The 12605-nt window shown below is 65.5% G+C and carries 12 protein-coding genes; 8 read left to right on the forward strand and 4 right to left on the reverse strand.

Annotated elements, in window-relative coordinates; all coding sequences use genetic code 11:
* Positions 1-51: 51 nt before the first annotated feature.
* From hisG to hisS, 3 genes are read right to left on the reverse strand one after another with little or no spacing between them, the layout of a single operon-like run.
* Positions 52-747 carry an ATP phosphoribosyltransferase gene (hisG, locus tag ABIE58_RS04940; protein ID WP_354543581.1) on the reverse strand — a complete coding sequence of 232 codons (696 nt, stop codon included), beginning with the start codon at positions 745-747 and terminating at the stop codon, positions 52-54.
* On the reverse strand, positions 744-1829 hold the full coding sequence (locus ABIE58_RS04945) for an ATP phosphoribosyltransferase regulatory subunit (protein ID WP_354543582.1): 1086 nt from the start codon (positions 1827-1829) through the stop codon (positions 744-746). The genes hisG and ABIE58_RS04945 overlap by 4 nt, the downstream gene beginning before the upstream one ends.
* Positions 1829-3466, reverse strand: a complete 1638-nt coding sequence (gene hisS / locus ABIE58_RS04950; protein WP_354543583.1) for a histidine--tRNA ligase — start codon at positions 3464-3466, stop codon at positions 1829-1831. The genes ABIE58_RS04945 and hisS overlap by 1 nt, the downstream gene beginning before the upstream one ends.
* Before the next feature lie 111 nt (positions 3467-3577).
* On the opposite strand from hisS, the gene ABIE58_RS04955 reads away from it, so the two are divergent.
* The 8 genes from ABIE58_RS04955 to ABIE58_RS04990 all read left to right on the forward strand — a co-directional run bounded on the left by ABIE58_RS04955 (position 3578) and on the right by ABIE58_RS04990 (position 12345).
* Complete coding sequence (locus tag ABIE58_RS04955; RefSeq protein ID WP_354543617.1) at positions 3578-3772, forward strand: SlyX family protein; 195 nt, start codon at positions 3578-3580, stop codon at positions 3770-3772.
* A 107-nt stretch (positions 3773-3879) separates the two neighbouring features.
* A complete protein-coding gene (locus ABIE58_RS04960) occupies positions 3880-6069 on the forward strand; it encodes a 4Fe-4S binding protein (RefSeq protein WP_354543584.1) in 2190 nt (729 codons plus the stop codon).
* The gene (gene nosZ, locus ABIE58_RS04965; RefSeq protein ID WP_354543585.1) at positions 6062-7957 is read left to right on the forward strand and encodes a TAT-dependent nitrous-oxide reductase; all 1896 of its coding nucleotides are present in this window, start codon (positions 6062-6064) and stop codon (positions 7955-7957) included. Before ABIE58_RS04960 ends, nosZ begins: the two co-directional genes overlap by 8 nt.
* A 28-nt stretch (positions 7958-7985) precedes the next feature.
* Positions 7986-9242 (forward strand): nitrous oxide reductase family maturation protein NosD, encoded by a 1257-nt coding sequence (locus ABIE58_RS04970; RefSeq protein ID WP_502950064.1) that lies wholly within the window; start codon positions 7986-7988, stop codon positions 9240-9242.
* On the forward strand, positions 9229-10134 hold the full coding sequence (locus tag ABIE58_RS04975; RefSeq protein WP_354543586.1) for an ABC transporter ATP-binding protein: 906 nt from the start codon (positions 9229-9231) through the stop codon (positions 10132-10134). Before ABIE58_RS04970 ends, ABIE58_RS04975 begins: the two co-directional genes overlap by 14 nt.
* Entirely contained in the window at positions 10131-10955 is an 825-nt protein-coding gene (locus ABIE58_RS04980; RefSeq protein ID WP_354543587.1) for an ABC transporter permease, read from the forward strand. The genes ABIE58_RS04975 and ABIE58_RS04980 overlap by 4 nt, the downstream gene beginning before the upstream one ends.
* Positions 10952-11461, forward strand: a complete 510-nt coding sequence (locus ABIE58_RS04985; RefSeq protein ID WP_354543588.1) for a nitrous oxide reductase accessory protein NosL — start codon at positions 10952-10954, stop codon at positions 11459-11461. The genes ABIE58_RS04980 and ABIE58_RS04985 overlap by 4 nt, the downstream gene beginning before the upstream one ends.
* Entirely contained in the window at positions 11458-12345 is an 888-nt protein-coding gene (locus ABIE58_RS04990; protein ID WP_354543589.1) for an FAD:protein FMN transferase, read from the forward strand. Before ABIE58_RS04985 ends, ABIE58_RS04990 begins: the two co-directional genes overlap by 4 nt.
* Positions 12346-12367: 22 nt before the next feature.
* On the opposite strand, the gene ABIE58_RS04995 is transcribed toward ABIE58_RS04990, so the two are convergent.
* Positions 12368-12598: a hypothetical protein gene (locus ABIE58_RS04995; protein WP_354543590.1), complete on the reverse strand. Its 231-nt coding sequence runs from the start codon at positions 12596-12598 to the stop codon at positions 12368-12370.
* Positions 12599-12605 lie beyond the last annotated feature (7 nt).

The following is a 12605-nucleotide window of genomic DNA, read 5'->3' on the forward strand; positions in this document are numbered from 1 at the left end:
GGGCGGCCCTCACGGGGCCGCCCTTTCGCGTGACGGACGCGCCTTGGCATCTCAGCCCAGATGCAGCCGATCCCGGAGCGCGCGCAGCGTGGTTCGCTGGGCATCTGCCATCGGGGCCATCCGCGACCTGAACAGCGTCGCCTGCGATTTCAGGATCAGCCCGTCCTCGAGGATTTTCAGGTGGTTGGCGCGCAGCGTATCGCCCGACGAGGTGATATCGGCAATCGCCTCGGCGGTCTCGTTCTTGATCGTGCCCTCGGTCGCGCCCTGGCTATCGACAAGCTGGTAATCCGCCACGCCGTTGTCGCGCAGGAAATCGCGGACCAGCCGGTGATACTTGGTCGCGATCCGCAGGCGAACGCCGTGATGCGCGCGAAACGCGGCGGCCACGGCGTCGAGATCGTCGAGCCGCGCCACATCCACCCAACAGCGCGGCACGGCAATGACCAGATCGGCCTGACCGAAACCCAGCTCGGCCAGTTCCTCGACCTGCTGCTCCCATTGGCCGAGCTTGTCGCGCACCAGATCGGTGCCGGTCACGCCCAGATGGATGCGCCCCGCCGCCAGTTCGCGCGGGATCTCGCCCGCCGACAGAAGGACCAGCTCGACCCCCTCTATCCCCCTGACATAGCCCGCATATTCGCGCTCGGAGCCGGACCGGCCAAGGTCGATTCCGTGCCGCGCGAACCATTCAACGGTCTTGTCCATCAGCCGCCCCTTGGAGGGCACGCCCAGTTTGAGGCTCATGCCGCACCTCCCAGGCTCAGCACCAGGCCGGGGCGGATGACGCCGCCCACGGCGGGGATCTCGCGCCCCTGACCAAGCCGCCGGGTCAGCGCATCATAGCGCCCGCCGGTGGCGACGGGGGGCAGGTCGGGGCGGCGCTCGGCATAAAAGCCGAACACGAAGCCATCGTAATATTCCATCTGCGTGCGCCCGTAGCTGGCCTCGAAATCAAGCTGCGTCACGTCAAGCCCGCGCGCGGTGAGCGCATCGAGCCTGCGCGCCAGCCGCTCCACCGCGGGCAGGATCGCGGGCAGGTCCACGGCGATATCGCGCAGGTGTTCCAGCGCGTTATCCGAGGTCTCGCGCACCGCCAGAAGCGCGTCGAGCAGGTCCACCTCCGTGCCCGAGAGCGGCCCCGCCGCCGCATCCTCGCGCAAGGCATTGATGCGGGCGGCGATCTCGTCGGGGCCGCGCAGTCCGATCAGCGGCTCTGCCCCGGCCATCGGATCTCGCGCGGCCAGGAGCGCCGCGCGCGCCTCGGGCACGGGCACCCGGCCCGCGTAACGCTCGATCAGCGCACGGAAACGGCGCGGTCGCCAGATATGGCGCATGAGCGCCGCCTTGCGCGCCCCGGTGGTCCGCAGCCCCCCGACGGCGGCCATCAGGATACCGATATCGCCGGTCGCCGCGCGCAGGCCAAGCGGGCGCAGGATATCGCAAAAGAGCGCGAACACCTCGGCATCGGCGGCCTCGGGTGTTTCGCGCGCGAAGATCTCGAACCCCACCTGGATATATTCATTGGCGCGGCGCGCATCCTCTTCCTGACGGCGGAACACCTCGCCCGCGTAGGTATAGCGCGCGGGCTCCGCGCCGTGGGTCATGTGCATCTGCACCACCGGCACGGTGAAGTCGGGGCGCAGCATCTGCTCGCCGCGCAAAGTGTCCGAGGTCACATAGGCGCGCGCGCGAATGTCCTCGCCGTAGAGATCAAGCAGCAATTCGGCGGGTTGCAGGATCGCGGTTTCCACGGGCAGCGCGCCTGCCGCCTCAAAGAGGCCGCGCAGGCGCAGCGCCTCGGCCAGCGTCGCGGCGCGCTCCGGCATCAGGCCTGCCCCGCGAGGATGGCGCGCACCTTGTCCACAAGGGCGTCGCGCGAAACCTCATATTGGCTCGGGCGGTCCTTCCATTCCTCCAGCGTCGCGTTTTGCGCGATCTGCGCGCCGAGGATCAGGTCCTTGACCTGCACAACCTCGCGCTTGAATTCATCCTCGCCTGCGATGATGGCGACGGGGCTGCCGCGCCGGTCGGCATATTTCATCTGGTTGCCGAAATTCTTCGGATTGCCGAGGTAGACCTCGGCGCGGATACCCGCGCGGCGCAAGTCGCCCACCATCGCCTGATACTCGGCCATGCGCGCGCGGTCCATCACGGTGACCACGACCGGCCCCTGCGCCTCGCCGCCCGCGCGCCCCTTGGCATGAAGCGCGGCCAACAGGCGATCCACGCCGATGGAGACGCCCACGGCCGGCACCTTCTGCCCGGTAAAGCGCGCCACCAGATCGTCATAGCGGCCACCGCCTGCCACGCTGCCGAATTGGCGCGGGCGGCCCTTTTCGTCCGTGATCTCGAAGGTGAGTTCGGCCTCGAAGACCGGGCCGGTGTAGTATCCGAGGCCACGCACCACCGAAGGATCGATCACGATACGGTCGGGGCCGTAGCCTTGGGCCGCACAAATCTCCGTGATTTGCTCCAACTCAGAGATGCCTTCGTTCATTTCTGGCGCAATTTCTGCGAGGGCTTTAAGAGCGGCAAGGTGCAATTCGTTCAATCGCAACCGATTAACGACTGGGTTATCAAGCAAAGGATGCCCGCTGATGAAGGATTGGGTTTCCACAAGCTTTTGCAGGTAGTCTTTGTCTACTTGGTCATCATTGTTTTGCGCTTCTAGGATATGTGCAATCACATCTGAAACAGTTTTTGTGTGATCCAATAAACCAACAACACGGTCGCATTGCCACTCTGATAAATCCGCCCCTACTGTATAGTCTCCACTCGCATCACGTCGTCCCTTTCCAAGTAACTCTCGCACGCCTTCAATTCCGATTTTGTCCAATTTATCAACGGAACGGAATACAATCTCACGCTGCGGTGCGGAAATCGGTCGCGGATCGTGCTCACTATCATTTAGTCCGTTCAACAACCCTTCCAAAAGTTTACGGGAACTGACACGTATCGTGTAATCGCCACGCTTAATTCCCACTTCTTCAAGTGCATCGGCCAACATCATGCACATTTCGGCATCCGCCGCCATGCTGCTCGTGCCCACCGTATCGGCATCGCATTGATAGAACTGGCGAAACCGCCCCGGCCCCGGCTTCTCGTTGCGCCAGACCGGCCCCATTGCGTAGCGGCGGTAGGGGGTGGGCAGGTCATTGCGGTGCTGGGCATAGACGCGGGCGAGGGGTGCTGTCAGGTCATAGCGCAGCGCCAGCCATTTCTCGTCCTCGTCCTGCCAGGCAAAGACCCCCTCGTTGGGGCGGTCAACGTCGGGCAGGAACTTGCCCAAAGCCTCGACCGTCTCCACCGCGCTGCTTTCCAGCGCGTCAAAGCCGTAGCGATGATAGACCCCGGCGATGCGGCGCAGCATCTCGGCGCGCTCAACCACTTCCGAGCCGAAATAATCGCGGAATCCCTTGGGCGTTTCGGCCCTCGGGCGGGGGGTCTTGGCGTGCTTGGCCATGCGCTTTGTCCTTCGGGGGCACTTCGCGGCGCGGTCTAGCCCAAGGGGCCAGCGGGGGCAAGCATGGCGGCACGCTTGACCGCCCCCGTGCCGCCGCGTATCCCCCGCCCCATGACCGAGATCGAGGAAAAGCTGGCCCATCTCATCCGCGCCGTCGATGACCTCTCCGAGGTGGTCGCGCGGCAGGACCGTGAGATCGACCGCCTTGCCGCGCAGGTGGCGTGGCTTGCGCGTCGTGCGGGGGATCAAGCGCGCGACGGCGAGGGCGGCATCGTGCTCGGCGACGAGCGCCCGCCGCATTACTAGCCCGGCCCCCAAGCGCGCAAATCATGCTCTACCCTTGACTTAGGTCAACGCCATCCGGCGCGCCGCGTGGTGTTCTGAGCCCCACACAGTCAATCCGTTGGGGTCTCATGGTCGCGCGTCTTACATTCCGCCTCGTAGTGGCGCTGGGTGTCCTGCTATCTGCCGCCGCGGCACAGGCCAATGACGGGGCGCAGCTTGGCCGCTTTCTCCCCGATATCGAGGCAAATCAGCTTGTTGCCGGGGCCGATAGCTTTGGCGCGCTGCGCGAGGACGTGCCGGTGGCCCCGGTCCTCAAGGCCGGCGAAACCGTCGCCTGGGCGTTCCTGACCTCGGATTTCGCGGGCACCATCGGCTATTCGGGCAAGCCGATTCACGTCGTCGCCGCGATTGACGCGGATGCGGTGATGACCGGCGCGCTTCTGGTCAAGCATTCCGAGCCGATCGTTCTGGTCGGTATCCCCGAATCCAAGATGCGCCGCGTGATCGAGGGCTATGCCGGGCTCGACCTCAAGGCCGAGGCGGCGCAATCGGGCACGGCGCATGATCTCGATATCATTTCCGGCGCGACGGTCACGGTGATGGTGATCGACGACAGCCTTGTGCGCGGCGGGATCAAGGTGGCGCGCGCGCTGGGCCTTGGCGGGCTGGCCCCGGTGGCGCAGGCGGGGCCGAAACGCACGCTTATGCCGGGTGAGGGCACGATCAAGGACTGGCAGACGCTGGCTGGGGATGGCTCTGTTCGGGGGCTGGCGCTCGATATCGGGCAGGTCAACCGCGCGTTCGAGGAAACCGGCGATGCCCGCGCCGCCGCCCGCCCCGAGAAAGGGGCGGATGACGAGACCTTCATCGACATGCGCGCGGCCCTTGTCAGCGTGCCCACCATCGGGCGCAGCCTGCTGGGCGAGAATGAATATGCCAACCTGCAAGAATGGCTGAAGGACGGCGATCACGCGATCCTGGTGGCGGGGCGCGGGCGCTATTCCTTCAAGGGATCGGGCTATGTGCGCGGCGGAATTTTCGACCGTATCCAGCTTATCCAGGGGGATCGCTCGGTGCGGTTCTTTGACCGCGATCACCGGCGGCTGGGCGAGATCGCGGCGGATGGCGCGCCGAGTTTCCCCGAGCTTGACCTCTTTCGCATCCCCGCCGAGAGCGGCTTTGATCCGGCAGAGCCATGGCGCTTGCAACTTCTGGTGCAGCGGGCGGTGGGCGCGGTGGAAAAGACCTTCGTCACCTACGACCTCGGCTATCGCCTGCCCGAGACATATCTCGCCCCGCTTGCGCCTGCCCTGCAGATCAACGCGGCGGACGAGGAGGCCGCCGCCAAAACCGCGTTGTGGCAACGGATCTGGCGCGACAAGATACCCGAGATCGCGGTGCTGGGCGTGATGCTGACGGTTCTGACCGGTGCGTTCTTCTTTCAGATGCAGATCACCCGTAACGCGCGGGCCTATCGGGCCTTTCGCGTCGGCTTTCTCGCTTTCACGCTGGTGTTTCTGGGCTGGTATGCCAATGCGCAACTGTCGGTGGTGAACCTGATGGCGCTGGCGGGATCGCTGCGTGCGGGCTTTACATGGGATGCGTTCCTGATGGACCCACTGGTCTTTATCCAGTGGTTCGCGGTGGCGACGGCGCTGCTCTTCTGGGGGCGCGGGGCCTATTGCGGCTGGCTGTGCCCGTTCGGCGCGTTGCAGGAAATCACCAACCGCATCGCGCGCGCCCTGAAAGTGCCGCAATGGACCCTGCCCTGGGGGCTGCATGAACGCCTTTGGCCGGTGAAATACATGATCTTTCTCGGGCTTTTCGGCGTGTCGCTGGCCTCGATGCCGATGGCCGAGAAACTCGCCGAGGTGGAGCCGTTCAAGACCGCGATCATCCTCAAGTTCATGCGCGACTGGCCCTTCGTGGTGTTCGCGCTGATCCTGCTGGTGATCGGGCTCTTCATCGAGCGGTTCTATTGCCGCTACCTCTGCCCGCTTGGTGCGGCGCTGGCGATTCCGGCGCGGATGCGGATGTTTGACTGGCTGAGGCGCTACCGCGATTGCGGCAGCCCGTGCCAGACCTGCGCCCATGAATGCCCGGTGCAGGCGATCCACCCGACGGGCGAGATCAACCCCAACGAATGCGTCAACTGCCTGCATTGCCAGGTTCTGTATCAGTCCGACGCGAAATGCCCGGTAATCATCCGGCAACTCAAACGTCGCGCGAAGGATCGTGCGACGCAAGAGGCCGACGCAGGTGCGCTGGAGCGCCTTGTCGGCCCCAAGACAGCGGGAAAGGAGACCCACAATGTCTGACGATCAAGGAAAGATGAAACTGAGCCGACGCGGGATGCTCGGGGTCACGGCCACCGGCGCGCTTGCCGCCACCACTGGCGGTGCGGGGCTGTTTGCCAGCGCACCGATGGCCAGGGCGGCGGGCAAGGTCAATCTGGAACCCGGCGAGCTGGACGAGTATTACGGCTTCTGGTCCTCGGGTCAGACCGGCGAATTGCGCATCCTCGGCTTTCCCTCGATGCGCGAATTGATGCGCGTGCCGGTGTTCAACCGTTGCTCGGCCACCGGCTGGGGCCAGACCAACGAAAGCCTCAAGATCCTGACCGAGGGGCTGACCGAGGAAACCAAGGCGTTCCTCGCCAAGCGCGGCAAGGTCACCTATGACAATGGCGACCTGCACCACCCGCATATGTCGTTCACCGATGGCACCTATGACGGGCGTTACCTGTTCATGAACGACAAGGCCAACACCCGCGTGGCGCGGGTGCGCTGCGACGTGATGAAATGCGACAAGATCATCGAAATCCCCAATGCCAGCGACATCCACGGGATGCGCCCGCAGAAATACCCGCGCACCGGCTATGTCTTTGCCAATGGCGAGCATGAGGCCCCGCTGGTGAATGACGGCTCGGTGCTCGACAAGCCCGAGGAATACGTCAACATCTTCAGCGCGATTGACGGCGACACGATGAAGGTGGCGTGGCAGGTGATCGTCTCGGGCAACCTTGATAACACCGATTGCGACTATCAGGGCAAATATGCCTTCTCGACCTCCTACAACTCGGAAATGGGCATGAACCTGCCCGAGATGACGGAAAGCGAGATGGATCACGTCGTGGTCTTCAACCTTGCCGAGATCGAGGCCGGGGTTGCGGCAGGCGATTACCAGGAGTTGAACGGCGTTCCGGTGCTCGACGGGCGCAAGGGCCGCAACAAGAAATACACGCGCTACATCCCCATCCCCAACAGCCCGCATGGCGTGAACACCGCCCCTGACGGACAACATGTGGTCATCAACGGCAAGCTCTCGCCCACCGTGTCGATCCTCGACGTGACCAAATTCGATGCGCTGTTCGAGAGCGACGCCGATCCGCGCTCTGCCGTGGTGGCTGAGCCGCAGCTTGGCCTCGGGCCGCTCCATACCGCATTCGATGGGCAGGGCAACGCCTTTACCACGCTGTTTCTCGACAGCCAGATCGCCAAGTGGAACATCGCCAAGGCCCTGCGCGGTGAGGATCCGATCATCTCCAAGGTCGATGTGCATTACCAGCCGGGCCACAACTCCACCTCCATGGGCGAAACCAAGGAAGCCGATGGCAAATGGCTCATCTCGATGAACAAGTTCTCCAAGGACCGGTTCATCAATGTCGGCCCCTTGAAGCCCGAGAACGAGCAGTTGATCGACATCACCAGCGGCGATGAAATGAAGGTTGTGCATGACGGCCCGACATTCGCCGAACCGCATGATTCGATCATCGTGCGCCGCGATATCGTCAACCCGGTCAATGTCTGGGACCGCAACGATCCGATGTTCGAGGATGCCCGCAAACAGGCTGCCGCCGATGGTGTGGTGCTCGAGGATGGTCACCCCGAGTCGATCCGCGATGGCAACAAGGTGCGCATCTACATGTGGTCGCAGGCGCCCATGTTCAGCCTCGAGAAATTCATCGTGCGCGAGGGCGACGAGGTGACGATCTATGTCACCAACCTCGACGATGTGGATGACGTGACCCACGGTCTCACGATCTCGAACTACGGTGTCGCGATGGAGATCGGGCCAATGGCCACCGCCTCGGTCACCTTCACCGCCGACCGTCCGGGCGTGCACTGGTTCTACTGCCAGTGGTTCTGCCACGCGCTGCACATGGAAATGCGCGGCCGGATGCTGGTCGAGCCGAGAGGGGCCTGATCCCATGCTGCGTCTCCTTCTGCCATTGATGATCTGGCTTGCCTGGGCCGCGTGGGGCGACATGGCCCCGGCGGCAGGGCGCGAGGTCATGGCGGGCGGGGGCGCGCTGGCGCAGGCCGTTGCAAATGCCGGGGCGGGGGAGACCCTCCGCCTTGGTGCCGGTCGCCACGAGGGCGGCATCGAGATTTCACGACCGCTGACGATCGACTGCGCCAAGGGCGCGCAAATCGACGGCGGCGGGCAGGGCAGCGTTCTGACCGTGACCGCCCCGGATGTCACGATCACCGGCTGCCTCCTCACCGGATCGGGCAGCGATCACGAGGGGATCGACAGCGGCATTCGCCTGCTCAAGGGGGCCGACCGCGCCCGCATCACCGCCAACCGCCTGATCGGCAACCTTTACGGCGTGGATATCCACGGTGCGCGCGATGCGCTCGTGCAGGCCAACGTGATCGAGGGGCGGCGCGATGCGGTTAAGAACGCGCGCGGCAACGGCGTCTATATCTGGAACGCGCCGGGCGCGCGCATCGAGGCCAATGATATCCGCTGGGGGCGCGACGGGATATTCGTCAACACCTCGCATTCCAACGCCTTTATTGGCAACCGCTTTCGCGACCTGCGATTCGCCGTGCATTACATGTATGCCAACCGCTCCGAGGTGCGCGGCAATCTCTCGATCGGCAACGATCTGGGCTATGCGGTGATGTATTCCAAGGATGTGAAGATCATCGACAACATCTCGATCAATGATGCCGAGCACGGGGTGATGCTCAACTATACCAACAGCTCGGTGCTGCGCGGCAACCTTGTGCGCGGGGGCGGCACGAAATGCCTGTTTATCTACAATGCCCACAAGAACGAGATCACCGGCAACCGGTTCGAGCGCTGCGCTGTGGGCGTGCATTTCACCGCCGGGTCAGAGCGCAACACCATCAGCGGCAACGCCTTTGTCGGCAACCGCACGCAGGTGAAATACGTGGGCACCACATGGGTGGACTGGAGCGCCGGGGGCATCGGCAATTACTGGTCGGATTTTGCGGGCTATGACCTTGACGGCGACGGCATCGCGGACACGCCTTACCGGCCCAATGACAGCATGGATCACGTGCTCTGGAGCCAGCCATCGGCCAAGCTCCTGCTGGGGTCTCCCGCCGTGCAACTGGTGAAATGGGCGCAAGCGGCCTTTCCGGCGCTGTTGCCGGGGGGCGTGGTGGACCGCGCGCCGCTGATGCAGCCGGTGGAGATTTTCGTCCCCGACTGGGAGGCAAACCATGACGGATCGTGACAGCGCCCTGAACATCGCGGGCCTTGGCAAGCGCTATGGCCGGGCGCAGGTGCTCGACGGTATCGCGCTTGACGTGGCCCCCGGAGAGCGGGTGGCGCTTCTGGGTCATAACGGCGCGGGCAAATCGACGCTGATAAAGCTGGTGCTGGGCCTCACCCGGCCCACATCCGGCACGATCCGCGTGGCGGGTCACGCCCCCGGCAGCACGGGCGCGCGCATCGCCACCGCCTATCTGCCCGAGCAGGTGGCGTTTCACAAATCCCTCACCGGACGCGAACAGTTGACCACCTTCGCGCGGCTGGCGGGCGAGCCGGTGAAAACTGTGGCCCCGCTTCTGGAACGTGTCGGCCTGATCGACGCCGCCGACCGCCGCATCGGCACGTATTCCAAGGGGATGCGCCAGCGGCTTGGCCTTGCGCAGGCGCTTCTGGGCCGTCGCCGCGTCGCGCTTCTGGACGAGCCGACAAGCGGGCTTGACCCGATCTCGCGCCACGATCTTTATGCCGTGATCGACGAGATGGCCGCAAACGGCACCGCGCTTTTGATCGCGAGCCACGCGCTCACCGAATTGGAGGCGCGCACCGACCGTATCGCGATCATGGCGCGCGGGCGGCTGGTGGCCGATGACAGCCTTGCCAATCTGGCCCGCGCCGCCGCCCTCCCAACGCGGATCAAGCTCACGGCGCGCGACGGCGCGGCGGATGCGCTGCACTCGGAACTGGGCGGCACCCGGATCAATGGCCGCGCGGTCGAATTGCAATGCACCACCGATCAGAAGATGGCGCAGCTTGCCCGCGTGACCGCCCTTGGCGATGCGGTGCGCGACATCGAGATGGTGCCGCCGAGCCTTGAGGATCTCTATCGTCACTATTGCGGGGAGGGCCTGAAATGATCGCCCGTATCATGGCCATCGCGGCGGCCGAATTCCGCATCCAGACCCGCAACCGCTGGCTGGCCTCGGCCACGGTGCTGATGCTGCTTTTCGCGCTGGCGCTGACCTTTGCCGGATCGGCCCCCACCGGCACGCTGGGGGTGGACCTGCTCACCGTCGCGGTGGCCTCGATGACCACGCTTGCCGTCTATCTCGCCCCCTTCCTCGCGCTGATGATCGCGTTTGACGCGGTGGCGGGCGAGGCAGAGCGCGGCACGCTGGGCCTGACGCTCACCTACCCGCTGTCGCGCGGCGAGATGCTCCTGGGCAAGTTCGCGGCGCATCTGGCGGTGCTGGCCATCGCCATCGGGCTGGGGCTGGGCGCGGCGGGGGCGGCGGCATGGCTGGCAGGCGGCGCAGGGCCCGAGAGCCTCATGTCGCTGGCGCGCCTGATTGCCACCGCGATCCTGCTGGGGGCATCGTTCCTGGCGCTTGGCTATGCCGCCTCGGCGCTATCAGGCAGCGGCGCGGGGGCCGCCGGGCTGGCCGTGGGGCTGTGGCTGGTGCTGGTGGTGCTGTATGATCTGGGGCTTCTGGGGGCGCTGGTCTTTGATGATGGCGGCGCGTTCACGCAACATGCCTTTCCGTGGCTTCTCGCCGCCAACCCGGCAGATGCGTTCCGGCTGTGGAATGTCGCCGGGTCCGAGCAGGTGGCGCTCGTATCAGGCATGGCCGGGGCGGGGGCGGCCTTGCCCGTCTGGGCCGCGCCGCTGTCGCTTTTGCTCTGGCCGGTGCTGGCGCTTTTGCTGGCACGGGCGGCTTTTGCGAGGGTTGAACCATGAAACGTCTTTTGCTTGCCGTGCTGTTGCTCGCCGCCTGCCGCGAGGAAGAGGCGCGCGCGCCCGATCCCGTCACCATGACCGGCGATGCGCTGGGCCATTTCTGCATGATGCAGCTCGATCAGCACCCCGGCCCCAAGGCGCAAATCCACCTTGCCGGGCTGCCCGATCCGATCTTTTTCTCTCAGGTGCGCGATGCGCTGGCCTATCTCAAAGGCCCCGAGCGCGATGCCGATATCCGCGCCATCTATGTCAGCGACATGGGCCGCGCCGCCTCATGGGATCTGCCCGGGATCGACAACTGGACCGACGCGACGACCGCGTATTTCGTCGTCGGTGCGGATGTGAGGGGGGGCATGGGCGCACCCGAGATCGTGCCCTTTTCGCAGGTCGAGGCCGCGCAACGCTTTGCCGAGGACAAGGGCGGCGAGGTAATGATGCTCGACGCCATCCCCGCCGAACTGGTCCTTGCCCCCGTCGATATCACGCTGGAGGAGCCACCGACATGACCCTGACCCGCCGCCGCTTCCTGAGCATTTCCGCCGCCGCGCTATCTGTCCCGGCTGCCGCGCAGGCGGGTGAGAGCGCCCGCTGGCAGGGCGTGGCGCTGGGCGCGCCCGCCTCGATGGTGCTTGCCGGGGTGACGCCCCCTGCCGCGCGCCCGGTCTTTGCCGCGCTGGAGGCCGAAGTGCTGCGGCTGGAGCGAATATTCAGCCTCTACCGCGATGACAGCGCGCTGGCGCGGCTCAATGCGCAGGGCCATCTTGACGCCCCGCCGCCCGAGATGCTCGACCTCTTGTCGCTCGCGGGCGCGATCCATGACGCTACTGGCGGCGCGTTCGATCCCACGGTGCAGCCGCTCTGGCGCGCGCGCGCCACCGGTGGCGACGAGGCGGCGGCGCGGGGGCTTATTGGCTGGCAAGGCGTGCGGTTCGATGCGCAAACCGTGACGCTTGCCCGCCCCGGCATGGCGCTGACGCTCAACGGGATCGCACAAGGCTATATCACCGACCGCATCGCCGACCTGCTGCGATCACGTGGCTTTGGCGATGTGCTGGTGGATATGGGCGAGGTGGTGGCGCGTGGCCGCCGTGGCGATGGCGCGGCCTGGCAGGCGGGGATTGCCGCCCCCGACGGCGCGCTTGTCGGGCGGGTGACGCTGCGCGACCGGGCACTGGCGACATCGGCCCCGATGGGCACGCGCCTCGTGGGTGGGCGCGGCCATATCATCGATCCTGTGGGCGGGCAGGCGCGCCGGACGCTGGTTAGCGTATCGGCCCCCCGTGCGGCGGTGGCCGACGGGTTGTCAACGGCGCTATGCCTTGTTGATGACGTTACCGCAGAGCGCGCGGTGGCGCGCTTTGCCGGGGCGCGGATCGAGGCTCTGGCCTGAGGCTGCAGTGGGCGAAGGCTCGTCAGCCGCCATCGGCCTCATCCATCAGCCCTTGCACCCACCGGGCAACCCATATGTTGACCGGCAGCCCGAGCGGCACGCAGAGCAACAGCGCCGCCATCGGTGACAAGACGGGCAGGCCCACAGCCTGCCACATCAGCGACAGCATGAAAAGGTTGACCGCCACGGCAAGCGCCGTGAACGGGTAAAGGAGCAGGTAAAGCCGCAGCGGCGGGCGTTTCTGGCCGGTCATGGCGCGC

The organism is Roseovarius sp. MBR-78 (genome assembly GCF_040547535.1).
GTDB lineage: Bacteria > Pseudomonadota > Alphaproteobacteria > Rhodobacterales > Rhodobacteraceae > Roseovarius.